The following is a 24,294-nucleotide window of genomic DNA, read 5'->3' as shown; positions in this document are numbered from 1 at the left end:
GGACCGGGTGCCGTCAGGAGGCGCCGAGGACCTCCGGCGCCGCCACGCGCCAGCGCTCGTCCCAGGCACCGATGGGATCGACCCCGATCCGGTGCAGGGCGTCGTGCCCGAGGACCGAGTAGGCGGGGCGCGGCGCGGGCCGCACGTACTCGGCGCTGGTGGTCGGGTCGACCGCCTCGGGCGACAGCCCCGCGGCCGCCGCGACCTCCTGGGCGAACCCGTGCCAGGACGTCTGCCCCGTCGCCGTGCCGTGGTAGACGCCCGAGGGGGCACCCGCGGCGACGAGCCGCACCACCAGGTCGGCGAGGTCACGGGTCCACGTGGGCTGCCCGACCTGGTCGGCGACGACCTGGAGCGCCCCCCGCTCCGCGAGCGCCCGGGCGATGGTCCGCGGGAAGCACGCCCCACCGGCGCCGTACAGCCACGCGGTGCGCACGACGAGGTGCTCGGGGTTCCCCGCCCGCACCGCCCACTCCCCCGCGAGCTTGGTGCGGCCGTAGGCCGAGCGCGGCGCGGCGAGCTGGTCCTCGCCGTAGGGCGAGGTCGCGTCCCCGGCGAACACGTAGTCCGTCGAGATCTGCACCAGCCGCGCACCGACCTCGCGCGTGCGCTGCGCCAGGACCTGCGGACCCGTCGCGTTCACGGCGAAGGCGGCACCCTCCTCGCTCTCGGCGGCGTCGACCGCCGTCCACGCAGCGCAGTTGACCACCACGTCGGCACCGTCCACGGCGCGACCGACGGCCTCGGCGTCGAGGACGTCGACCGTCCGACGGTCGAACCCCACGACCTCGTGACCGTCCCGCTCGGCGGCCGACACCATGTCGGTGCCCAGCATCCCCGCGGCGCCCATGACCACCCAGCGCACGTGTTCTCCTTCTCGACGAACGATGATGACCTCACCCTACTCAGCGCGTCGTCGGTAGGGTGGACCGGCCGCCCGACCTTGGAGGAACCACACGTGCAGTACCGCGAGCTCAGCGTCCCCGGTGCGTGGGAGATCACGCCCCAGCAGCACGGCGATCCTCGAGGCGTCTTCCTCGAGTACTTCACCTCCGCGGCGTTCGTCGAGGCGACGGGGCACCGGTTCGACCTGCAGCAGGCGAACTGCTCGGTGTCGGCGGCCGGCGTCCTGCGGGGGATCCACTTCGCCGACGTGCCCCCCGGGCAGGCGAAGTACGTGACCTGCGCCTCCGGTGCCGTGCTCGACGTGGTGGTCGACATCCGGGTCGGGTCGCCCACCTTCGGCCGGTGGGACGCCGTGCTGCTCGACGACGTCGACCGCCGCGCGATCTACCTCGGCGAGGGGCTGGGCCACGCCTTCATGTCCCTCGAGGACGGCTCGACCGTGCTCTACCTGTGCTCGACCGGCTACTCGCCGGGCCGGGAGCACGGCATCCACCCGCTCGACCCCGAGCTCGGGATCGAGTGGCCGTCGCAGGACCGGCAGGGGCGCCCCATCTCCCCGCAGCTGTCCGCGAAGGACGCGGACGCGCCGACGCTCGCCCAGGCGCGCGACCAGGGGCTGCTGCCGCTCGACGACGTCGTGCGCGGCTACGTCGACTCGCTGCGCGCCGACACCGGCCACTGACCACCCGGTCGGACCGCCCTCGTGGACGACCGCGCCGCCCCTCCCGCGGGGAGGCGCGGGCGTCGGGCCGGTGGGGCCGCCTGCAGTAGCCTGTCGCGCGGCCGGCGCCCGTCCGGCCGCGCGACACACCAGAGAGGGGCCTCGTCCCGTGAGCGGTAGGTCCACGACCGGGGCGACGGCGTCCGGGGTGCACGAGGAGACCCGGCAGGACCGCCGGTCCACGGGACTTCGACGGACCGTCTCGGACCTGCTGTCCCGGCGACCGACGCTGGTCGCCGCCGTGGTGGTGCTGCTCGGCGCCCTCGCGCTCAGCGCCACGCACGTCCGGCACTACTCCGAGCTGAGCCCCGTCGACGAGCTCCAGCACATCGACTACCTCTACAAGGCGCCGGAGGTCGTCCGCAACGGCGAGAAGGTCGAGCAGGACGCCATGCGCGAGCAGGCCTGCCGCACCCTGCCCAACTACCCGGCGCCGCCCTGCTCGGAGACGGCCACGTACGACCCCGACGACTTCCAGGAGCTCGGGACGAACACGGCGGCGATCTACACGCCGTTGTACTACACGCTGACGAAGGCCGTCGCGATGCCGCTGCAGGCCGTGACCGGGATGGAGTCGCTCGTCACCGCCGCCCGGCTGGTGGGGGGCCTGTGGCTGGGCGCGGGCCTGGTCATGACGCTGCTGGTGGCGCGCCGGCTCGGGGCGCACCCCTACCCGACCGCGGGGCTGCTGCTGGCGGGGGCCGCGACGCCGAACGTCGTCCTGCCGTCCGCCACCGTCACGCCCGACGCGGCGGCGCTGCTCGCGGGCGCCTCCCTGGTGTGGTCCGTGCTGTGGTGGGAGCAGCGGCCCGGCGTGCGGCGGCTCTGGCTCCCCGCGCTGCTGGCCCTCGCGGTCGTCGCGCTGAAGGCGCTCAACGTCATCGTCGTGGTCCTCGTCGCCCTGTACGTCGTGCTGCGCCTCGTCCAGCGTCTCGCGTGGCCGCGCGACGAGGCCGGAGAGGAGCGGCCCGGTCGCGACGTCCCCGGTCGGCGCGGGCCGTCCGTGGGGCAGTCCGCGGCCCTCGTCACCGTCGTGTCCGCCGTGGCGCTCGCCGGCGCGATCGGGTACGTCCTGTTCAGCAGTGCGAACGCCGTGGCCTCGAGCGAGGGCGTCTCGATGGCGGAACGGGTGCGGGCCGACACCTTCCCCACGCTGCAGACGGTCGAGCACATCGGCGTCTTCCTCAACGTCCTGTACGCGCCGGGCTGGTGGGTCACCACCCCGTTCATCGGGCCCGTGGTGCAGAACCTGGTCGGCATGGTGGCGTTCGCTGGGACCTTCGCGGCGGCCTTCCTCACGGACCGCGTGCCGCGCACCACCCGCACGCTGGCGGTGTCGCTGCTCGTCGTCGGCGTCGTCGGCGCGCCGCTCATCATCACCTTCTCGTACGTGTCCCAGGGGATGTTCGTGCCGATCCCCGGCCGCTACGCCCTCACGCTGGTCCCTGCGGGCCTGGCCATCGCAGCGGCCACGCTCCGCAGCCGTGCCGCGCGTCTGGTCGTGGGGCTCGCAGGCGTGACGCTGTACCTCGCCGTGCTGGGGTGGATGCTCGTCCCGTGACGCGCACGTGCCCCGGCGCGAGGGCCTGGGGCGTCCGGGTCAGCGGCGCGGCGGACGTCGACCGGTGCGGCCCCGCGCCCCGTCGCGCAGCCCCGCGGCCGTCTCTCGCAGGCGCGCCAGTCGCCCGGGCACCAGGACGCAGGTGATCGCGAGGTGGCGCACGTCACGCACGACCGCGCCGAGCGCCCAGACCGGCTCGCGCCGCCCGTACCGGCGCACGAGCACCACGCGGTTCCGGGCGATGTAGTAGTACCGGAAGATCGCGGCATGGGTGACGGCGAGCCGCCGGCCGGCGAGCCGGACCTCGTGCGCCCGGCCGAGCCGGTGCTCGAGCTGGGTACCCGGTGCGACGACCGCGCGGAACCCGGCCGCGCGAGCGCGGAGCCAGTACTCGGTGTCGACGCCGTCGATGAAGAGCGCGGCGTCGAACGGGCCGAGGGCCGCGAGCGCGTCGGCAGGCAGCAGGAGGCCGGACTGGATCGGCTCGCGTCCCTCCACCACGTCGGACGCAGCTCCGGGCGCCGCCGCCGCGGCGCGCACACCGGTCGCCCGGCCAGGGCCCACCATGCCGACGGCGACACCGGCCGCACGGGCCGCGTCGAGCGCGGCCCGCAGCGCCGCGACGTAGCCCGCCGGTACGCGCGAGTCCTGGTCGAGCGTCAGCACGTCGGCGTCGCCCGCAGCGCGCAGGCCGGCGTTCAGGGCGGCACCGATCCCGAGGTTCGCGCCCTGCCGCAGCACCGTCGCGCCCGCCTCCGCCGCCCGTGCGAGCACCGGCGCGGCCTCGTCGCTGCTGCCGTCGTCCACGACGACCACCCGGTCCACCTGGGGGCCGACGCTGCGGACGACCTCCAGGAGGCCGTCGTCCGGCTGGAAGGCGGTGACGACCGCCACGACCTGCGTCGTGGCGCCTGCGTCACCGCCGGCGACGCGGTCGGGCACGCGGGTCAACGTACACTAGCCGCCGGCCCGCGCCGCGGGCACCGCGGTCGGCGAGCTCGACCGCGCCCGGTCCGACAGGGAGCGACGTGAGCCAGCCCGACCCGGCGGGGCGGCCCCCCGTGGGGGCCGCACCCACGATCGGCAGGGCCGACGCCACGGGCGTCGCGATCGCCTCCGCGATCGCTGCGGGCTCGTCGACGCTCATCGTCGCCGGTGCACCACGGGTGCTCGGGGACACCGCCGAGACCACCGTCTTCCTCACCTTCTGGTCCGCGCTGTTCGTCTGCTTCGGCCTGCTGTCGGGGATCTCGCTCGAGACCACGCGCGCCGTCACCGCGACCACGACGCACGGCGCGGCCGGCGCTCGCCGCACCGCCTCGGTCGGGACGGTGGGTGCGTGCGTGGGCGTCCTCGTCGGTGCGCTCGTCGCAGCGGCCGCGCCGCTGTGGGGACCGGCCGTGTTCCCCCGGGCCGCCCTGCCGTTCGCACTGCTGGTGGCGCTCGGCGTCGCGGGCTACGCCGTGCACTCCGTGCTGGTCGGCGCGCTGGCCGGGACGCAGCGGTGGGCGGTCTACTCCCGGCTGATCGCGGCGGACTCGGCCGTGCGCCTCCTGCTCGTCGCCGCCGTGGCCGTCACGACCGGATCCGTGGTCGGTGCCGGGGCGGGCGCGGTCGCGGCCGCGTTCACCTGGGCCGCACTCCTGCTGCTCTCCCCCGCGTCCCGAGCCGCCTTCTCGACACGTGCCGACGTCCCGCTCGGCGCCTACCTGCGCCGCCTCGGGGCTGCGTCAGCGGCCACCGGCGCGAGCGCGCTGCTGGTCGTCGGGTTCCCCACGCTCCTCGCGGTGACGACCCCGACGGCCGAGTACGCCCTCGCGGCACCGCTCATCCTCGCGCTGACGCTGACGCGAGCGCCCCTCATGATCCCGCTCAACGCCTACCAGGGCGTAGCCGTCGCGCACGTCGTGCGGCACCGGGACCGTGGCCTGCGCGCACTGCTGCCCGTCGCCCGGGCGGTCGTCGCCGTCGGCGCGGTGGGAGCGGTCGCCGCGTGGGCGGTCGGACCCTGGCTCCTCGCGCTGGTCGGCGACAGCCCGGACTACCGGCTGGGCGGCGCCGTCCTCGCCGGACTCACGCTGGGGGCGACCGGGCTGGCCCTGCTCACGCTCACCGGGGCCGTCTGCCAGGCCCTCGCGCGCCACGGCGCGTTCCTCGGCGGCTGGGCGGTGGCCGTCGGGGTCGCCCTCGTCGTGCTCGTGCTGCCCCTCCCCCTCGAGTCCCGCGCTGTGGTCGCCCTCGTCGTGGCGCCCCTCGTCGGCATCGGCGTGCACCTGCTGGCGCTGCGTCGGCCGCCGGGGCCCGCCGACGGCGTCCAGAGTCCCCCCTCGCCCCCGCAGGAGCTCGCGTGACCACTGCCGCCCACGTCCCCGTCAGCGTGTGCATGGCCACCTACAACGGCGAGGCGTGGGTGGCGGAGCAGGTCGCATCGGTGCTCGCGCAGCTCGGCCCCGACGACGAGCTCGTGGTCGTCGACGACGCCTCGCAGGACGGCACCGTCGCGGCGCTCCGCGCCCTGGGCGACCCGCGCGTGCGCATCGAGGTGCAGCAGGCCAACCGTGGCTACGTCCGCACCTTCGAGCACGCGCTCCGGTTGGCCCGAGGCGAGCACGTCGTCCTGGCGGACCAGGACGACGTCTGGGTGGAGGGTCGGCTCGCGGCGATGACGGCGGCGCTCGACGCGGGCGCGGACGTCGTCGCCACGAACCTCGCGACGCTGGACGGGCCCGACGCCATCCGCGGGCCGTACGGGCAGGCCGACTGGCACCTGCGCGCGGCCCACTCGCGCCGCCGGCTGCGCAACGTCGTCGGGGTGCTCGCGGGCAACCGGCCGTACTACGGCTGCGCGATGGCCCTGCGCCGGTCGGCGCTCTCGACGGTCCTGCCGTTCCCCGGCTTCCTCGAGGAGTCGCACGACCTGTGGATCGCCCTCTACGGCAACGTCCTCGGTCGCATGCGGCACCTCGAGCTGCGGTCGGTGCGTCGCCGGTTCCACGGCGACAACGCCAGCCCGGACCGTCCCCGGGGACTGCGCCTCGTGCTCCGCTCGCGGTTCATGCTCGTGCGGGCCGTGCTCGAGCTGGTGCGGCGGGGCCGCGCGCGAGCCTGACGGGCGTGCGGAGCCGGGTGGCCGCCGACGACGCCTCGACCGAGGGCACGGTCGCCAGGACGTGCGGGCGCCCGCTCCCGTCGTTCCTGCTCGTCGCACGACCCGTGGTTCACGTCGACCGGCGACGCCCGGCGTGCGCTGCGTCGCCTCCGTCGGCGACGCGGGAGCAAGTCAGGGGCGGACCGCGTGGCGCAGCAGCGCCCGCGCCGCGGCCGCGTCGCGCCGGGCCACCGCACGCGGCAGCAGCGTCAGGGCGTGCGCCCGAGAGGTGACGTGCAGGCGTGCCGCTCGCGCGGCCCGCCGCCAGCCGAGCTGCTCGACGTCCCGGGCGGCCTCCTCGAAGAAGTCCCGCTCGTCGCCGAAACGCCCCCCGCCGGATGCCGCCTCCGACGACGCGCTCGCGACGTGCCGCCGGTAGGCGAAGCACTCGGTCGGCTCCAGCAGCAGCTGCGCACCCGCGCGGACAAGGTCGAGCACGAGCGCCAGGTCGAGCGCGATGGGCAGGTCGGTCCGGAACCGGACGGCCTGCACGCTCTCGCGCCGGAACGCGAGCGACGGCCAGTACAACCAGTCGCCGTGCAGGAGGCTCACCGCCAGCGGCTCGCCCGAGAGCACCCGCGGCTCGGACGCACGCGGCCGCACGACGCGCTGCTTCACCTCGTCCACGAGCGGACGCACCCGCCGCCCCCGCTCGTCCACCACCCGCACACCGGGCTGGACGACGTCGACGTGCTCGAACCGCTCGAACGCCGACAGCACGACCGCGACGTAGTCGGGCAGGAGCACGTCGTCACACCCGGGCATCGCGACGACCTCGGCCGTCGCGAGGTCGACGCACTGCTGGAAGACGGCCGCGATGCCGCGGTTGACCTCGTTGCGGACGTAGTGGACCCGAGGATCACCCAGGCCCCGGAGGTAGTCCCCCGCCCACGCGTCCGGGTAGCAGTCGTCGACGACCGTCAGCCGCCATCGCGGGTCGCTCTGGGCGAGCACGCTCGCGACCGTCTCGCGCAGGTACTCGGGGTCGCCCCAGTAGGGCACGACGAGGTCGACGAGCACGGTGTCGCCCTCAGTCGCCGGACACGGGTTCGCCGAGCACCGGGTGTCGACGCGCCTCGAGGGGCGTGCCGTCGACCACGGGCGACGCCGTCGGGCCGTCGGAGCGACGGTCCTCCTGCTTGCGGAGCGCACGCTCGACGTCGAGGCGCAGCAGCGCGACCTCCTCCGCGAGCGTGCGGGTCTCCTCCTCGAGCCCCGTGATCTCGACGCTGAGCTGGATGCAGACGAGCAGGAGCACCATCAGCGCGATCGCGAACAGCAGGTTGCTCGGCGTCTGCACCCCGACGGCCGAGGCGAGCGTCTCGGCGGTGCGCGGGAAGGCCGCGAGCACCACGACGCCGGACCCGAGCAGGATCCACGTCACCGCGTACTTCTCGCGCAGCCTCCGGGTCCGCAGCAGCACGACGAGGAACACCACGAGCGCCACGCAGGCGCCCACGGCGAAGGCGTAGCCGCTCATGCCGTCGCCTCCCCGCTCGTGCGGACCATGGGCCGCGAGAGCGCCACGACCAGGGCGAGGACGGCTCGTCCCAGGAAGACCGCCGCCTTGAACGGCCCGTGCGAGGGCACGCCTGCGCTGCGCTGGCGCATCTCGACGCCGATCTGGGTGACCCGGAGCCTGGCCCGGCAGGCGATGACGAGCGACTCGACGGTGTCACCGAGGTACTCGGCAGGGTACTCGCGCGCGAAGAGCTCGATCGCGCGCCGGTTCGAGGCACGGAAGCCGGACGTGGTGTCGGTCAGGCGGGTGCGGGCGATCCGTGACAGGACCACCGAGAGCAGGCCCATCGCCCAGCGGCGCGGACCGCGGGCGGAGTACGCCCCGACGCCGGCGAACCGCGCACCCAGCACGACGTCGGCCTCGCCGGCGAGCAGCGGGGCCAGCAGCCGAGGCACGTCGGCGGGGTCGTGCTGCCCGTCGGCGTCGACCTGGACGACGGCGTCGTAGCCCTCGGCCCGTGCGAACCGGAACCCGGCCCGCATGGCACCGCCGACACCCAGGTTGAAGGGCAGCTGAAGGACGTCCACCCCAGCGGCACGCGCCACGTCCGCGGTGGCGTCCCGGGATCCGTCGTCGACGACCAGGATGCCGACTCGCGGAAGGTGCGCACGGACCTCCGCGAGCACCCCGGTCAAGGAGGCGGCCTCGTTCCACGCCGGGAGAACGACCAGCACCCGAGGGTCGCTGGAATCTGACATGCCCCACAGACTACCGGCGCCGTGCGACGCCCTCGTGCCGCCCACGGCGTCAGCGGGACCCGCCTGCGCGCACCGCGGCCTCGTAGGCGCGCACGTGCGAGCGGGCGGTCGCGTCCCAGTCGAACGTGGCGGCGCGCTCGACCGCCGCAGCGGCCAGCGCCCGCCGACGTGCCGGGTCTGCGAGGAGGGCGCGCAAGGACGCGGCGATCGACCCCTCGTCGGTGCCGCAGTACGCGACCGCGTCGCCACCGACCTCCGGCAGCGACAGCTCACGGCTCGTCAGCACGACCGCGCCGCAGGCCATGGCCTCCAGCACGGGCAGGCCGAACCCCTCGCCCAGGCTCGGGTAGGCCACGACCTCCGCCCCGGCCAGGTACCCGGGCAGGTGCTCGAGCGGGAGGTAGCCGGGCACCTGCACCTGCAGGTGCGGGTGCTCGCGTCGCACCTGCTCCACGGCCGGCGCCACCTGCTCGTCCCAGCCGCGCCCGCCGGCGAGGACGAGGGCCGGCGGGTCCACCGTGTCGTGCACGGCAGCGGCCCAGCCGCGCACGAGCGCCGGGACGTTCTTGCGCGGCTCGAGGGTGCCGAGGAACGCGACGTACGCGCCGTCGACGCCCAGGGTGGCGCGCACCCGGGCCCGCTCGTGCTCGTCGACGACGTGGAACAGGCTGGTGTCCACCCCGTGGTAGGCCACGTGGAAGAGACCCGGCTCACCGCCGGCGTGCCGGCGCACCTCCCGCCCGGTGGCCTGCGACGGGACGACGAGGGCGTCGGCGCGTCGCACGGCACGGACCGTCGCGGCGGTGAAGAACCTCCGCTTGAGCGGCGAGTGCAGAGCGGGGTGGCTGAAGAACGTGGCGTCGTGCAGCGTCACGACCGTCGGCACACCCGGCCGGACGGGCATCGTGTAGTGCGGGCTGTGCAGGACGTCGGCGGCGACCGCCCGCACGAGCCGGGGAAGGCCCAGCTGCTCCCAGGCGAGCCGGGCCGGCCGACGGACGACCGACGCGGGCGCCGCCACGAGGTCGGCACCGGGTGCCGCGGCCGCGAACAGCGCGAGGTCCCGCGGCTGGCACGCCACCACGAGGTCCACCCCCGTGCGTAGCAGCGCCGGCACCAGCGCGTCCACGTAGCGGCCGACCCCGCCGCGGTCGGCCGGGACCGCGGTCGCGTCCAGCACCACCCTCATGCGTCCTCCGCCTCCCCGGTCGCGCCCCTCGGGCCCCGGTCGTGACCCACGGACGCGGACGCTACCTCGTCGCCGACGCGCCGCGGCACCGACCGGGGATCCCGCCACGCCCGCCGACGTCCACCAGGACCTCGTGATCCCATGCACACTCGGGAGGAACGTCGACCCCGTCCGGCCCGGACGCGTCACACCACGGAGGTACGCCGTGCCGACTCTCGTCCGGCTCCTGACGATCACGTCGCTGTCCGCATCGCTCGCCGTGGCCAGTGGCGTCCCGGCCGGCGCGTCGGCGGGCGCCCTGCCGGCCGACGTCGCGGTCAGCACGCCCCAGGTGCAGGAGCTCGACCTGTCGGGCGTCGACGTCGAGGAGCTGCGCGAGCTGCCGCCGCAGGCACCGCTGCCCGCCGAGGACGTCGCACCCGAGGCGCTGGCCTCCTCCGGCGTCTCCGGGCAGCCCGCGGCCGAGCCGGACGCGGGTCCGGGCACGGGGGCCGAACCGGACGCGGGTCCCGGCGCGGGGGGCGAGCCGTCCGCGGAGCCGGGCGCGGACCAGCCCGAGGAGGACGCCCGACGGTCCGGCGGCCGGTCGGCGACCGACGCAGCGACCGACGCGGCGACGGACGGAGCCACCCCGTCGGCCACGCCGGGCGACGCACCCGTCGCCGCGGCCGTGCCGACGACACCGCCGGCCGTCCTCACGCCGGAGCTGGAGGTCGAGCCCTTCTCCGTGTTCGGCGTCAGCTGGGACGTGACCGACGACCTCGAGGACGTCGTCGTCCGCTACCGCCTGCGCAGCGACGGCCGGTGGAGCGACTGGGAGGCGGTCGGCGCCTCGGACGTCGCCCCCGACGCGGACGGCGCCGAGGGCGGCGCGCCCAGCCGCGGCGCGTCCGACGCGGTGGTGGCGCCCGACGCCGACGGGATCCAGGTCTGGGCGGACGCGGAGCGGGGGACCGTGGCCGGGCTGAAGGTCGTGCTCATCGACCCCGGGCCCGACCCGGCCGCGAACGCCACCGGTGCCGCGCTCCGTACCGCGGTGGCCGCGCCGGGCATCGTCACGCGCGCGCAGTGGGGTGCCGACGAGTCGCTCGTGACGTGCTCGCCGGACTACTCCCGCGACGTGCGCGCCGCCGCGGTGCACCACACGGCCTCGTCGAACTCCTACTCGGCCGCTGACGTGCCCGGGATCCTGCGCGGCATCCTCGCGTACCACACCCGGCCGGAGTCCGGAGGCGGCCGCGGCTGGTGCGACATCGGCTACAACTTCCTCGTCGACAAGTGGGGACGCGTCTTCGAGGGGCGCAGCGGCGGCATGGACCGGCCGGTCGTCGGCGTCCACACCGGCGGCTTCAACAGCCGGACCTTCGGCGTCGCGGCGATCGGCGAGTACGGCTCGACCACGGCACCGGTTGCCATGACCGAGGCGATCAGCCAGGTCATCGCGTGGAAGTTCGCCGTCCACCGCATCTCGGCGAGCGCCTCGGTGACCCTGGTCTCCGGCGGCGGCGCGTCGAAGTACCCCGCCGGCACCGCGGTCACCTTCCCGACGGTGTTCGGCCACCGCGACGCGCAGTACACCAGCTGCCCGGGCCAGACGCTCTACGCCGCGCTCGGAGCGATCCGGAACCGGGTCGCCGTCCTGGCCGACGGGACCGTGGCGGCCTCACCGTTCGGGTCCTGGGACTCGGTCGACGCCCGCGGGGGCGCGGTGACCGTGAGCGGCTGGGCGGCCGAGCCGGGCAGCACCGCGCCCGTCAGCGTGCGCGTGGACGTGGGCGGCACGACACGCACGGTCGTCGCCGACCTCCACCGCCCCGACGTGGGTGCCGCCCACCCCGGCGAGGGACCGCTGCACGGCTTCCGTGTGCGCGTCCCCGCCCCGAACGGGCGGCACGCCGTGTGCGTCACGGCCCTGAACGTCGGACCGGGGCACGACGTCAACCTCGGGTGCACGTGGTCGCAGGTGCAGAACGCGACGCCCGTGGGCTCGCTGGACGCCGTGACCACGACGGCGACCGCCGTGGCGGTCCGCGGCTGGGCGTTCGACCCCGACACGAGCGACCCGGTCCGCGTCCACGTGTACCTGGACGGCGCACCCGTCCGCTCGATCACCGCCGACGGCTCCCGCCCGGACGTCGCGCAGGCCTTCGGCGTCGGTCCGAACCACGGGTTCGCCGGCTCCGTGCGCACCACCCCGGGCGTCCACCAGGTGTGCCTGTACCTCATCAACGTCCCGGAGGGGCACAACCCCCAGCTGGCCTGCCGGACGGTCCAGGTCGGTCATCCGCCCGTGGGCGCCCTGGACGCGGTGGTCACGACCCCGTCGACGATCGGTGTCCGCGGGTGGGCCTTCGACCGCGACACGACCGACCCCGTCCGGGTGCACGTCTACGTCGACGGCAGCCCGGTCCGGTCCCTGCGGGCGGACGGCTCCCGTCCGGACGTCGCCCGGGCGCACGGCGTGGGCGAGCGGCACGGCTTCTCCGGCACGGTGCCCGCCACCGCCGGGCGGCACGAGGTCTGCCTCTACCTCATCGACGTCCCGACCGGCCCGAACCCCCTGCTCGGCTGCCGGACGGTGACGGTGCGGAACGCACCGCCGGTCGGCGCGTGGGACGCCCTCGAGGGCACCGCGGGAGATGTGTCCGTCCGGGGCTGGGGCTTCGACCCCGACACGACCGCACCGATCCGGGTGCACGTGTACGTCGACGGCTCCCCCGTCCGGTCCCTCACCGCGGACCGCTCACGGCCGGACGTCGCCCGCGTGCACGGGGTCGGCGACCGGCACGGGTTCAGCGGCACCGTCGCCGCCCCGCCCGGGCGCCACGAGGTGTGCCTCTACCTGATCGACGTCCCGGGAGGTCCGAACCCCTCGCTCGGCTGCCGGGTCACGACCGTGGGCTGAGACGGGAACCCGGAGGAACCACGACAACTCGCCGCGTCCGGCGACGGCATCGACGTCACGCCGCCCGCCTCGCGCTAGCGTCGACCACGCCACGCCCGGACGTCGAACGAGAACCATGACCCACACCTCGCGCACAGCACTCGTCGTCGGCGCCGTCGGCGTCCTCGCGGCCGCCGGTGCCGTCACGCTCGTCCTGGCCCTGCGCGGGCCCGGCGGCAGCCCCGCCGACGCGTCGGCGACGGGACCCTCGGCCTCGACGTCCACGGGTCCCTCGGAGCCGACGGACCCGGCCGCCCCCGAGACCGCGCCCGGCACGGCCCCCGGCTCGGCAGCCCCCACCGCGGCGCCCGCGCCCGCGCCCGCGCCGGAGCCGTCCGCTCCCGCCACGTCGGCGCCCGGCCGTCCCGGCGGCGGACCGGACGGACGGCGCACCGTCGACGTCGTGCTCGGGTTCGCCGAGTGGAGCACGGCGACGCGGGCCATCGAGGCGTCGGCGTACGCCCAGGTGTACGAGGAGGACGGCACGTGCACGCTCACCGCGACCGGTGGCGGGGCCACGGCGACCACGGAGCAGCCCGCGCTCGCCGACGTGACCACCACCTCGTGCGGGGTGATGTCGGTGCCGGCCGCGCAGCTGCGGTCGGGCACCTGGCAGGTCCGCGTCGAGTACGCGTCCGCGACGTCGACGGGCGCGTCGGCCACGGTCGACGTGGAGGTGCCGTGATGCGGGGCGGGCGCGCCCTGCGCGCGGCGGTCGGCGCCCTGGTGTCCTGCGCCCTGGCCCTCGGCGCCGGGATCGCCGTCCTCGTCGCGCCCGCAGCCCCCGCGCAGGGCGCGGACCTGCGCGACTTCCGTCCGGGGCACATCATCAGCGACGCCATCTTCTACGACAGCGACGCCATGTCCGCCGCCCAGGTGCAGTCGTTCCTGGTCGCGCGGGGGGCGGGCTGCACGACGAGCGGTTCGCTCACGTGCCTCAAGGACTACCGGCAGTCCACGACCACCCGCCCCGCGGACGCGTACTGCCGGCAGACCTACACGGGTGCCACGAACGAGACCGCGGCCCAGATCGTCACGAAGGTCGCACGCGCCTGCGGCATCAACCCCCAGGTGCTGCTCGTGACGTTGCAGAAGGAGCAGGGCCTCATCACCCAGGCCCGGCCGAAGTCGACCTACGACAAGGCGCTGGGCTTCGCCTGCCCCGACACCGCCCCCTGCGACAGCGCGTACGCCGGGTTCTTCGCCCAGGTGTACTCCGCAGCACGGCAGTTCCAGCGCTACGCCGCGCACCCGACGTCCTGGACCCACCAGGCGGGACGCGTCGTGAACGTCCGGTACCACCCCGTCGCCGCCTGCTCCTCCTCCCCTGTCCACATCGAGAACCAGGCGACAGCGAGCCTGTACAACTACACGCCGTACCAGCCGAACGCGGCCGCGCTCGCGGCGGGGTACGGCACGGGCGACTCCTGCTCGTCGTACGGCAACCGCAACTTCTGGAACTACTTCACCGACTGGTTCGGCTCGACCACCCAGCGCCAGCCCGTGGCCGCGCTCGACACCGTGGCCGCGTCCGGCGGGGGCAAGGTCACCGTCCGCGGCTGGGCGTTCGACCCGGACGTGAGCTCCAGCATCCAGGTGCACGTGTACGTCGACGGTGCCCCGGTCCGGTCCGTGCGCGCCAACGCGTCGCGGCCGGACGTGGCCGCCGCGTTCGGCGTGTCCGCCTCGGTGGGCTTCTCGACCACCCTCGGCGTCGCACCGGGTCCCCGCCGCGTGTGCGTCTACGCGATCGACGGCAACGGCGGCGCCGTGAACCCCCTGGTCGGGTGCCGGGACGTGGTCGTGGCCAACGCCGAGCCGATCGGCGCGCTCGACGAGGTCACCGTCTCGGGCGGCACCGTCACCGCGCGCGGATGGGCGCTCGACCCCGACACGGACGCCTCGATCGGCGTCCGGCTGCTGGTCGACGGCGCGGCGGTCGCGTCGGCGACGGCCTCCGCCACCCGGCGGGACGTCGAGCGGGCGTACGGACGCGGCGCCGCGCACGGGTACACCCTGTCCGCGCAGGCGGCACCGGGACGCCGGTCCGTCTGCGTCCAGGCCGTCGACGCGACGAGCGGCACCGCGCTCACCCTCACGTGCCGCACGGTCACCGTGACCAACGCCCCGCCCGTCGGCTCCCTGGACGCCGTCACCGCCGGTCCGGGGACCCTCGGGGTGCGCGGGTGGGCGCTGGACCCGGACACCACGGCCTCGATCCGGGTGCACGTGTACGTGGACGGGAAGCCCGTGCGGTCCCTCGTCGCCTCGGCGGCGCGGCCCGACGTCGAGCGCGCGTACGGCCGGGGTGCCGCCCACGGCTTCTCGACGACGATCCCGGCCGAGAGCGGCCGGCGCGAGGTCTGCGTGTGGGCGATCGACACGGGCGGCGGCGCCAACCCGGTGGTCGGGTGCCGCACGGTCGAGGCACGCAACGAGGCGCCCGTGGGCGACCTGACCGTGTCGGCGACGCGGGACGGCATCGCCGCGTCCGGGTGGGTCGTGGACCCGGACCAGGACACCGCGCTGAGCACGCGCCTGCGCATCGACGGGCGCGTCGTCGCGACGCTCACCGCCGACGCCGCCCTCGCCGGCTCGGGCGCCCGGTTCGGCTTCGGCGACACCCACGGGTTCGTCTGGTCGGGCGGGCCGCTCGCAGCGGGCAGCTACGAGCTGTGCGTCGACGCCGCGGACGCGAGCACCGGCCGGTTCACGACGGTCGCGTGCACGACCGCCGTCGTGAACGGCCTGCCGATCGGTGCGCTCGACTCCGTGACGGCCTCCGGCACGTCGGTGACGGTGACGGGCTGGGCGCTCGACCCGAACTCCACGGGTCCAATCCGGGTGCACGTCTACCTGGACGGCCAGCCCGTGCTCTCGGTGTCCGCCGACCGCAGCCGCCCCGACGTCGAGCGAGCGTACGGGCTCGGTGACAGGCACGGGTACTCCCCCACCCTGCGCTCCGTCGCGCCGGGTCCGCACGAGGTGTGCACCTACGCGATCGACCTCGAGAAGGAGGAGAACCCCCTGCTCGGGTGCCGCTCCGTGACGGTCGGGTGACCGGGGACGGCTGGTAGGGTCGCCCGGTGGTCAGACGGGTGCTCGTGGTCGCGTCGACCTTCCCGGCGAACGACGAGGACCACGTCCCTGCCTTCGTCCGCGACCAGGTGGTCGCGATGCAGGCCCTCGACCCGGACGTCGAGTGGCACGTCCTCGCACCGCACGACCGGCGGTCGCAGACGCGTACCGTGCGCCGCTGGCCGTCGTTCGTCGAGCACCGGTTCCACTACATGTGGCCGCGACGGCTCGAGCGCCTCGCCGGCCGGGGGATCATGCCGGCGCTGCGTGCCGAGCCGCACCTGCACGTGGTGCTGCCGTTCTTCTTCCTGGCCGAGTTCTGGGCCCTGTGGCGGCTCGCCCGGTCGCTGCGCCCCGACGTGCTGTACGCGCACTGGTTCACGCCGCAGGCCATCACGAGCGTGTGGGTCGCGCGCCTGGTCGGCAGCCGGACGGTGTTCACCACGCACGCCTCGGACGTCGCGGTCTGGCACCGGTTCGGGCCCCTGGGCGCGGCGGTCGTCCGGTGGCACGTGCGCCGCGCCGCGGCGTTCACCGCCGTGAGCCGGCGGTCGATGGGCCGCCTCCGCCAGTTCTTCCCCGGGGAGGCGTGGGCGGAGGTCGCCGACCGAGGTCGGGTCCTGCCGATGGGGGTCCACGTGGACGCCGCCGACGAGACCCCTCCTGCGGATGGGACGGTGCTGTTCATCGGCCGCCTCGTCGAGAAGAAGGGCGTCTCCTTCCTGCTGCGCGCCTTCGCCGAGGCCGGACCGGAGCTCGGCGACGTCCGCCTGGTCGTCGCCGGTGACGGACCGCTCCGCAGCGCCCTGACGGCCGAGGCGGTGGAGCTCGGGCTGGGTGGACGCGTGGAGTTCCCCGGCTACGTCACGGGCGAGGCCAAGGCGGACCTCGTCCGCTCCGCCGCCGTGGTGGTGGTCCCGTCCGTCGTCGCCTCCGACGGCGACGTGGAGGGGCTGCCCATCGCCCTCCTGGAGGGCCTCGCCGCCGGCCGGCCCTGCGTCGCCACACCGGAGAGCGGCGCGGACGACGTCCTCGAGGACGGGGTGAACGGGTTCCTCGTCCCGCAGCGCGACAGCACGGCCCTCGCCGCGGCCCTCGTCCGGGCCGTGCACCTCTCCCCCTCCGAGCGCTCGCTGATCGGCGAGCGCGCCCGCACCACCGCGCGCCGGCTCGCCTGGCCCGTCGTCGCCCGCCAGCACCTCGACCTCCTCTTCGATGGAGCGCCTCCCGCATGACGTCCGTCCTCCTGATCAACAGCGACCTCGCCGAGAACCGCGGTGACCGCGCGATCGCCGAGGGGAACATCCAGCTCGTCCGCGAGCTGTTCCCCGACGCGACCGTCACCGGCATCTCGCAGCACCCCCGGCGGGACGCCGAGTGGTACGGCATCGACTTCCTCGACATGGACTTCCAGTCCCTGCGACCGCTCGACATGGTGCGTCTGCTGCGTGCCGCACGACGCAGCGACCTGGTGCTCTGGGGCGGCGGCGAGCTGCTGAAGGACTACACCAACAAGGCGGCGCTCTGGTACTGGGCGCTGAAGATGACCGCGGTGTCGTGGGCGAACCCGCGCGTCGTCGGCGCCTTCCAGGGGATCGGCCCGACCGCCTCCGCGCGCAGCCGCCGGATCATCGCGCGGCTCGTCAACCGCACCTCCCTCTTCCTCGTCCGGGACGAGGAGTCGCGGGACAAGCTGCTGGCCTGGGGCGCAGACCCCGGCAAGGTGCGCGCCGCCTCGGACCCGGCCGTCCTCCCCGAGCCGGAGCCGCTCGACGCGGCGACGCTCACGACGCTGCGCGAGGACTTCGGGATCGACGAGGAGTTCCTCGCCGACGGCTTCGTGTGCATCGGCCCGCGGGACTGGTTCCACTACCGGCCCGGCGGCATCCTGCCCTTCAAGTACGCCGAGCGGCTGCCCTTCCGGCGGCGGCGTGGCCCCGACCCGAGGCACCAGGCCTACCTGGACAGCCTGACGGCCCTGATGGGAGAGCTGACGCGGCGCCACGCGCTGCGCGTGCTGCTCGTGCCGATGCACCTCTCGGAGAGCGACGCCGCGCTGTGCCGCCTCCTGCGCGACCACAGCGCAGCGCCCGACAGCGTCCGCATCCTCGACGCCGACACGTTGTCGCCCGCGCAGGTCCGCTCCCTGGTGGCGCGGGCCACGGCGATGATCGGCTTCCGCCTGCACTCCAACATCATCGGCATCAGCGCCGGGGTGCCGTGCGTCAACGTCTACTACGTCGACAAGGGACGGGTGTTCTTCGACCAGATCGGGCAGGGCCACCGGGCGATCCCGATCGAGGCGGCGCTCGAGGAGGACTTCGTCCCCCGCGTCCTCTCGCTGTTCGACGACGTGCTCGAGCACCGTGACGAGGTGCGGGGCGACGTCGTCGCAGCGACCACGCGTCTGCGCGCCTCCGTCCGCTCGAGCTTCTCCGCCGTGGCCGCGCTCGTGGGGTCGGGAGGCTCCCGCCCGTGACCGACGACCTCCGCGGGTCGGGTACGCGCACGGGCTCGCGGCGCCGGTGGCTGCGGCGCTCCCTGGAGGCCGCCTTCTACCTCCTCATCGTCGCCTTCCTCGTGGTGTACGTGCAGGCCACGGACCTGAGCGCGCTCGCCGACGTGCAGCCGCTGTGGTGGTGCGCGGTCGTCGCGACCGTCCTCGCGCTCGCGTTCCGCTACTGGGGCGCGTTCATCTGGACGGTCCTGCTGCGCTCGCTGGGCGCGCGCGGCGTGCGCCTGGACCGTGAGCTCGCGTACGTGTACGCCAAGTCGTGGCTCGGCCGGTACATCCCGGGCACCGCCCCGTGGATCCTCGGCAAGATCTGGTTCGCCTCGCAGCACGGGGTGCCGCGCCGCAAGCTCGCCGTCAGCTCGCTGCTCGAGGCGTCCCTGCAGATCCTGGCCCAGCTGATCTTCGCGATCGCGCTCCTGCTCGTGGTGCCCCAGGCCGACTCGGTAGCCCCGGGGCTGCGCGTCCTGCTCGTGGTGGCGCTGGTGGCCTGCGTCGCCGTGCTCCCCCCACCGGTGTTCAACCGCGTGCTCCGCCTCGCCTTCCGGCTCCTGCGGCGTCCCCCGCTCGACCCGGGCAGCGAGGCGACGTGGCGCACGGTCGGCGTCGGCTCCGGCCTCTACGCCGTGGGCGCCGTGATGGGCGGCGCGTCCCTGTTCTTCGTCGCCAAGACCGTCGACCCCGGCCTCGGCTTCGACCAGGTGGGCTACGTCGTCGGCGTCAGCACGCTGGCGGGGGCCGCGAGCATGCTGGCGGTCTTCGCGCCCGGTGGCATCGGGGTGCGCGAGGGCATCCAGATCGCCCTGCTGAGCCTCGTGATGTCTCCCGCGCTCGCCCTCCTGGTCGCGGTGGCGACGCGCCTGCACAGCGTTCTCATCGACCTGCTGTTCTTCGCCGCCACCGCCGTCTCGCGCTCGGCGGGGCGCCGGCGGCAGCGGGTCGCGGCGCCGGACGCCGCCCGATGACCGCCGGGACGGCGCCCGGTCCTGCGCTGCGGGTCGGTGTCACGGTGGAGCAGCTCTGGCAGCCCACGCCCGGCGGCTCGGGGACGTATGTCCGCGAGCTCGTCGCCGGGCTCCGCCACCGGCCGGACGCCGCGGTCGTCGGGCTGGCCGCACGAGGTCACTGCGGTCATCCCGACCTGCCCGAGGACCTGGTGGTGCGGACGTCGCCGCTCCCCAGGGCCGCGACGTACGAGGCCTGGCGACGGTCCCGCTCGGGCGTCCTCGCGGGCCTGCTGACGGGCACCCGGCGCGGCGAGCTCGACGTCGTGCACGCGACCACGTGGGCGGTCCCGCCGGCCGCGGTCCCGTTGGTGGTCACGGTGCACGACCTGGCGTTCCTGCGGGATCCGTCGCACTTCACGCCGCGCGGCAACGCGTTCTTCCGTGCGGCGCTCGCCGTCGCGCAGCGCGAGGCCGCGGCCGTGGTCGTCCCGTCGGCCACGACCGCCGACGACTGCCTGCGGCACGGTCTGCCGCACGAGCGCGTCCACGTCGTCCCGCACGGCGTCCGGGTCCCGCCCGTGTCGGGCGAGGACGTCGCCGACTTCCGGTCACGGCACGGGCTGCACCGCCCCTACGTCCTGTGGTGCGGGACGCTGGAGCCGCGCAAGAACCTCGACCGCCTCGTGGCCGCGCACAGGTCCGTCGCGAGCCGGATCGGGCTCGACCTCGTGCTGGCCGGGCCCCGCGGGTGGGGAGGGACCCACGAGCAGCTCGCCGCGGGCACGGACGGCGCCGCCGGACCCACCGTGCACCTCGTCGGGCGCCTGTCGGACGACGATCTCGCACGCGCCTACGCTGGGGCCGCGCTGTTCGCGTTCCCCTCCGTCTGGGAGGGTTTCGGGCTCCCCGTCCTGGAGGCCCTCGCGCACGGCGTCCCCGTCGTCACCTCGGCGGGGACGTCCATGGCCGAGCTCGTCACCGCCGACTGCGCGGTGCTCGTGGACCCGCTGTCGGAACGGGACCTCGCCGACGGCCTCGTGCGCGCCGCACGTGACCGGGACGCCCTCGCGGCAGGTGCTCGGGCCCGTGCGGCGGAGTTCGACTGGGCGACGAGCACGGCGGCGCACGTCGCCGTCTACCGCGCGGTGGCCGGGTGAGCGCCACCCAGGGGGCACTGCCCGTCCGCGCGCTGGTCGTGTCGTGGAACGGCGCGGACCTGCTCCGTCCCTGCCTGGACTCGCTGCTGGCGCAGACCGCACGCGACGAGCTCGAGGTCGTGGTCGTCGACAACGGCTCCGCCGACGGGACGCTCGAGCTGCTGCGCACGGAGTACCCGACGGTGCGGGTGATCGCGAGCCCGACCAACCTCGGCTTCGCGGGTGGGGTCGCGCTCGGTTGCCAGGACTTCCGCGGTGAGGCCGTCCTCCTGCTCAACAACGACGCCGTGCTGGCCCCGGACGGCCTGGAACGGATGCTCGACGTGCTCCGCGAGGACGCCGAGGTGGGTGCGGTCACGGCCAAGGTGCTGCTCGCCGGCTGGTTCTGCCCGGTGCCACCGGGGTCGCCGGGGGCCGTGCGGGCACGGCACGGCTGGGTCCGGCCGTGCCCGGCCGGCACGCCGGGTGCGGTACGCCTGGTGAACTCGACGGGCAACGTGGTCGACACCTGGGGGGCCGGCCACGACCGCGACTGGCTGGCGCCGTCGGGGTCCGAGGCGAGCGACGGCGACGTCCCCGGCTTCTGCGGGGCCGCGGCGCTCCTGCGGTGGTCGGCCCTCGCGGAGGTCGGCGGCTTCGACGGCTCGCTGTTCCTCTACTACGAGGACACCGACGTGTCGTACAAGCTGCGGCGCGCGGGATGGCGCATCCGCTACGCGTCGTCCGCGCTCGCCGAGCACCGTCACGCCGCGTCCTCGGACGAGCGCAGCCCGCTGTTCCGGTACTACAACACGCGCAACGCCCTCGTGGTGGTCGCTCGCCATGCGCCTCTGGCGGTCGTGGCGGCCTCGCTCGCCCGGCAGACGCTCGGCACCGTACGTGCGACGGTCGCACGGGCGGAGCCGGCACCGGTGCGAGCGGCACGCCGCCGTGCGCTGCGGGACGCCGTGCTCCGGCTGCCGCGGACCTTCGCCGAACGCCGACGCCTCGACTCCGTGCTCGGCAGGACCCCGACGCGCTGACCGGCCACGGGTGCGGACCGCGGGACCGCCGCACGACGGACGGGCGCTCGCGGCGGGTGCCCGCTCACCTCAGGGGGCGACCTCGACGACGATCACGCGGCACGGTTCCTCGGGGGCCGCCGCCACGTCGTCGCACGGCATGGTCGCCACGTACTCACCCGCCGTCGGACCGATCTTCTCCAGCGCGTCCGGGGGCTCGGGCTCCCAGGTCAGGCGCTGGAAGTACAGGTAGTAGTCCACGTCGTACTCGCGCAGGAGAGCGCGGAACTCGGGGTCGGCGGGGTCGTACGGCTGAGCCGAGCGGCCGTAGACCTGGGCGCCGAGGTAGTACGCGATCTCGTTCGTCGACCGGAAGTTCGTCGCCAGGAGCCGGTCGCCCGGCTCGATGATCTCGGAGAGGTGACTCGTCGCGAGAGTCCGGACGGCGCCCGGCTCGGGCACGGTCCGCAGCAGCTGGACCACCCCCCGCGGGCCGTCGCTCCGCGTGAACGGCGCCGACCGCCCGAGCCCGAACTGCCAGAGCACGGACAGCGGCACAGCGGCGACGAGCACGATCACGAGGGACCGTCGGGCCGGGGACGCCCCGGCTCCGAAGGCCCGCCAGAACGGCGGCACCAGGGCGCAGACGAAGACGAGCCAGGTCAGGAGCGACGGCCAGTAGTACCGCGGGCTCCCCCCCGCGTTCAGCGCCGTCGTGATGGCGGCGTAGCCGGCGAAGTACACGACCCAGACCACGGCCGCGACCGTCGGGAGGCGGAACCGGTCCGACCGGAACCGCCCGAGCGCCAGGAGCACGAGGTAGAGCGCGACCGTCACGGCCGCGAACGGCGCGACGGAGGCGACCCGGTCGAGGTAGTGCGGGAAGGCGGCGATCCGCTGCGACACGTAGTACTCCAGTCGCGCCCCCAGCGGCTGCGTGGAGACGAACGCCGGCTCGTCGGAGCCGCGGAACGTCCGGTCCTCGCCGTAGGACACCGCCTCGTCGTTCGGCGGCTCCCACATGCGCAGCTCGGGCGGCGCCGGCTCACCGGCCATGGGGTCGAACTTCGCCTCGATGTTCACGGTGAACGACGAGCCGAGCGTGAACCCGCCGTACTTGTGGGACAGCGCCGCGACCCACGGGGCGGCGAGCACGGAGAAGGTGACGAGGACGACGAGCAGCACCAGGCCGACGTCGCGCGCCGCACGCACGGCGCGGGCGCGGCGGCCGTCACGACCCCCGCGCCGTGCGACCGCCCAGACCAGCCACAGCGGGATCGAGACGAGCATCACCGGCAGGAGGTACAGCTTGACGACGTAGCCCACCGCGCACACGGCCCCGAGCACGACCGCACGGGGGACCACCCGGCGCGGGGAGCCGTCGGTCACGGCCGGCGTCGCCCAGTGGAGCGTCGCGACGAACGCGATCACCCACGTCACGACGAGCACGTCGGGCGTGAACAGGTAGAGCGACGACAGGAAGAACAGCGCGGAGCTCACGAGGAAGATGCCGGACGCCCAGAAGTGCCTGCCGGTCGCGCGCCACACGAGCCACGTGCCGAGCGCCATGCCGACCATGCCGGCTGCCGCGTTGACCAGGACGAGCGCGAGGGTTCCGGGGACACCCGCCAGGATCAACGGGACCATCGCCCAGCTCAGCGCGGGCGACCAGAAGGCGTTGACCGCAGTGTCGAGCGACCCCTCGGCGTACTGCCGCGCGAGCGACAGGTACGAGATGCCGTCGATGTTGCTGATGGAGAAGCGGGACAGCCACGCGCCGTACACCAGCCCGACCGACGCGACCAGGTGCAGCAGGCACAGGACGAGCACGGGTGTCGACGGGCGCCGCCGGGCGGGCCGGGTGCGCGCGACGGGCTGCCGGTCCGGCTCCTCGCGCCGTCGCACGGCCGCCTCCTGCGGCTCGTCGTCCTGCCGGGTGGCGAAGGGGGGTGCGCCTGCCGTCATCGCCGGTACTGCATCTGCTTGAGCCGTTCCAGCTGGTCCTCGAGCAGGATCCGGTTCGTCCGCTGCAGCTCGGAGAGCACGCCGAGCGCCACCGACAGCAACGCGGCGACGGCCATGATCGCGCCGAAGATCAGCGACTGGACGTTCCCGCTGGCGTCGCCGCCGGTGATCCACACGGCGATGAAGCGCACGAACGGGATCGCCGCGAGCAGCGCGAACACCGCTGCCATCGTCGAGAAGACGACGTGCGGCTTGAACATGAGGTAGCTGCGCACGATGGCCGACCCGGACTTGGCCATGTGGTGGAAGATGTTGCGGAACAGCCGCGACTCACGGGTCTTGGGGTTCGTCACGACCGGCACGCTGTCGATGCGCAGCCGCTTGTGCCCCGCCTGGATGATCGTCTCCATGCAGTAGCTGAACTCGGTGACGATGTTGAGGCGGAACAACGACGCCCGCGAGTACGCCCGGAACCCGCTCGCGGCGTCGGGCAGGTCCGTGTCCGACGCACCGTTGACCACGGCGCTGCCGACGCGCTGCATCACCTTCTTGAAGGGCGAGAAGTGGGCGATGGTGCTGGTCTGCCGGTCGGCGATGACGATGTCCGCCCGCCCGGCGACGATGGGCGCCACGAGGTCGGGGATGCGGTCCTGCGGGTACTGGTTGTCGCCGTCGGTGTTGACCACGACGTCCGCACCGTGCGCGAGGGCGTAGTCGACGCCGTCACGGAAGGAGCGGGCGAGCCCCATGTTCCGCGAGTGGCGGACGAAGTGGCGGACCCCGTGGGCCCGCGCCACCTCGACGGTACGGTCGCTCGAGCCGTCGTCGATGACGAGGATCTCGAGCTCGTCCACCCCCTCGATCGACCTCGGGATGGACGCGAGCACTGCCGGGAGCGTCTCCTCCTCGTTCAGGCACGGGATCTGCACGAAGACCTTCACAGCA

Annotated in this window: 20 protein-coding genes; 12 read left to right on the top strand and 8 right to left on the bottom strand. The window is 74.8% G+C overall.

Going from position 1 to position 24,294, the window contains the following annotated elements; genetic code table 11:
- Positions 1-13: 13 nt before the first annotated feature.
- The gene (gene rfbD, locus FB586_RS11460; RefSeq protein ID WP_136519426.1) at positions 14-865 is read right to left on the bottom strand and encodes a dTDP-4-dehydrorhamnose reductase; all 852 of its coding nucleotides are present in this window, start codon (positions 863-865) and stop codon (positions 14-16) included.
- Between the two features lie 93 nt (positions 866-958).
- Between rfbD and FB586_RS11455 the strand changes: the two genes are divergently transcribed.
- Positions 959-1,588: a dTDP-4-dehydrorhamnose 3,5-epimerase family protein gene (locus FB586_RS11455; RefSeq protein WP_136519425.1), complete on the top strand. Its 630-nt coding sequence runs from the start codon at positions 959-961 to the stop codon at positions 1,586-1,588.
- A 148-nt stretch (positions 1,589-1,736) separates the two neighbouring features.
- Positions 1,737-3,188, top strand: a complete 1,452-nt coding sequence (locus FB586_RS11450) for a hypothetical protein (protein WP_136519424.1) — start codon at positions 1,737-1,739, stop codon at positions 3,186-3,188.
- 39 nt (positions 3,189-3,227) lie between these two features.
- On the opposite strand, the gene FB586_RS11445 is transcribed toward FB586_RS11450, so the two are convergent.
- Positions 3,228-4,130, bottom strand: a complete 903-nt coding sequence (locus FB586_RS11445) for a glycosyltransferase (protein WP_136519423.1) — start codon at positions 4,128-4,130, stop codon at positions 3,228-3,230.
- Positions 4,131-4,216: 86 nt separating this feature from the next.
- Between FB586_RS11445 and FB586_RS11440 the strand changes: the two genes are divergently transcribed.
- Together FB586_RS11440 and FB586_RS11435 are read left to right on the top strand one after the other, a co-directional pair.
- Positions 4,217-5,539 carry a hypothetical protein gene (locus tag FB586_RS11440; protein WP_136519422.1) on the top strand — a complete coding sequence of 441 codons (1,323 nt, stop codon included), beginning with the start codon at positions 4,217-4,219 and terminating at the stop codon, positions 5,537-5,539.
- Positions 5,536-6,297, top strand: a complete 762-nt coding sequence (locus FB586_RS11435; RefSeq protein WP_246036707.1) for a glycosyltransferase — start codon at positions 5,536-5,538, stop codon at positions 6,295-6,297. The genes FB586_RS11440 and FB586_RS11435 overlap by 4 nt, the downstream gene beginning before the upstream one ends.
- A gap of 171 nt (positions 6,298-6,468) precedes the next feature.
- On the opposite strand, the gene FB586_RS11430 is transcribed toward FB586_RS11435, so the two are convergent.
- The 4 genes from FB586_RS11430 to FB586_RS11415 are packed head-to-tail and all read right to left on the bottom strand — an operon-like array spanning position 6,469 to position 9,745.
- On the bottom strand, positions 6,469-7,356 hold the full coding sequence (locus FB586_RS11430) for a glycosyltransferase family 2 protein (protein ID WP_136519421.1): 888 nt from the start codon (positions 7,354-7,356) through the stop codon (positions 6,469-6,471).
- 10 nt (positions 7,357-7,366) lie between these two features.
- A complete protein-coding gene (locus FB586_RS11425; RefSeq protein ID WP_136519420.1) occupies positions 7,367-7,816 on the bottom strand; it encodes a DUF2304 domain-containing protein in 450 nt (149 codons plus the stop codon).
- The gene (locus FB586_RS11420) at positions 7,813-8,556 is read right to left on the bottom strand and encodes a glycosyltransferase family 2 protein (protein WP_136519419.1); all 744 of its coding nucleotides are present in this window, start codon (positions 8,554-8,556) and stop codon (positions 7,813-7,815) included. The genes FB586_RS11425 and FB586_RS11420 overlap by 4 nt, the downstream gene beginning before the upstream one ends.
- 49 nt (positions 8,557-8,605) lie before the next feature.
- Complete coding sequence (locus FB586_RS11415; protein ID WP_136519418.1) at positions 8,606-9,745, bottom strand: glycosyltransferase family 4 protein; 1,140 nt, start codon at positions 9,743-9,745, stop codon at positions 8,606-8,608.
- Positions 9,746-9,950: 205 nt separating this feature from the next.
- On the opposite strand from FB586_RS11415, the gene FB586_RS11410 reads away from it, so the two are divergent.
- The 8 genes from FB586_RS11410 (at position 9,951) to FB586_RS11375 (ending at position 21,405) form a co-directional block, all read left to right on the top strand.
- Positions 9,951-12,650 carry an N-acetylmuramoyl-L-alanine amidase gene (locus tag FB586_RS11410; RefSeq protein WP_136519417.1) on the top strand — a complete coding sequence of 900 codons (2,700 nt, stop codon included), beginning with the start codon at positions 9,951-9,953 and terminating at the stop codon, positions 12,648-12,650.
- Between the two features lie 115 nt (positions 12,651-12,765).
- A complete protein-coding gene (locus FB586_RS11405) occupies positions 12,766-13,374 on the top strand; it encodes a hypothetical protein (protein WP_136519416.1) in 609 nt (202 codons plus the stop codon).
- The gene (locus FB586_RS11400; RefSeq protein WP_136519415.1) at positions 13,374-15,749 is read left to right on the top strand and encodes a LasA N-terminal domain-containing protein; all 2,376 of its coding nucleotides are present in this window, start codon (positions 13,374-13,376) and stop codon (positions 15,747-15,749) included. Before FB586_RS11405 ends, FB586_RS11400 begins: the two co-directional genes overlap by 1 nt.
- A 26-nt stretch (positions 15,750-15,775) precedes the next feature.
- A complete protein-coding gene (locus FB586_RS11395) occupies positions 15,776-17,002 on the top strand; it encodes a glycosyltransferase (protein WP_136519414.1) in 1,227 nt (408 codons plus the stop codon).
- Positions 16,999-18,246 carry a polysaccharide pyruvyl transferase family protein gene (locus tag FB586_RS11390; protein WP_136519413.1) on the top strand — a complete coding sequence of 416 codons (1,248 nt, stop codon included), beginning with the start codon at positions 16,999-17,001 and terminating at the stop codon, positions 18,244-18,246. Before FB586_RS11395 ends, FB586_RS11390 begins: the two co-directional genes overlap by 4 nt.
- The gene (locus tag FB586_RS11385; protein ID WP_136519412.1) at positions 18,243-19,244 is read left to right on the top strand and encodes a lysylphosphatidylglycerol synthase domain-containing protein; all 1,002 of its coding nucleotides are present in this window, start codon (positions 18,243-18,245) and stop codon (positions 19,242-19,244) included. The genes FB586_RS11390 and FB586_RS11385 overlap by 4 nt, the downstream gene beginning before the upstream one ends.
- Positions 19,241-20,383, top strand: coding sequence for a glycosyltransferase family 4 protein (locus tag FB586_RS11380; RefSeq protein WP_136519411.1), 1,143 nt, complete (start codon positions 19,241-19,243; stop codon positions 20,381-20,383). Before FB586_RS11385 ends, FB586_RS11380 begins: the two co-directional genes overlap by 4 nt.
- Positions 20,380-21,405 (top strand): glycosyltransferase family 2 protein, encoded by a 1,026-nt coding sequence (locus FB586_RS11375; RefSeq protein WP_168800532.1) that lies wholly within the window; start codon positions 20,380-20,382, stop codon positions 21,403-21,405. The genes FB586_RS11380 and FB586_RS11375 overlap by 4 nt, the downstream gene beginning before the upstream one ends.
- A gap of 69 nt (positions 21,406-21,474) precedes the next feature.
- On the opposite strand, the gene FB586_RS11370 is transcribed toward FB586_RS11375, so the two are convergent.
- Positions 21,475-23,349 (bottom strand): hypothetical protein, encoded by a 1,875-nt coding sequence (locus tag FB586_RS11370; RefSeq protein WP_136519409.1) that lies wholly within the window; start codon positions 23,347-23,349, stop codon positions 21,475-21,477.
- Entirely contained in the window at positions 23,346-24,290 is a 945-nt protein-coding gene (locus FB586_RS11365; RefSeq protein ID WP_136519408.1) for a glycosyltransferase family 2 protein, read from the bottom strand. The genes FB586_RS11370 and FB586_RS11365 overlap by 4 nt, the downstream gene beginning before the upstream one ends.
- Between the last annotated feature and the right edge of the window lie 4 nt (positions 24,291-24,294).

The organism is Cellulomonas telluris (assembly GCF_004886325.1).
Lineage (GTDB): Bacteria > Actinomycetota > Actinomycetes > Actinomycetales > Cellulomonadaceae > Cellulomonas > Cellulomonas telluris.
The sequence above is the reverse complement of the archived record's forward strand: the minus strand, read 5'-3'. Positions and strand labels throughout refer to the sequence as shown.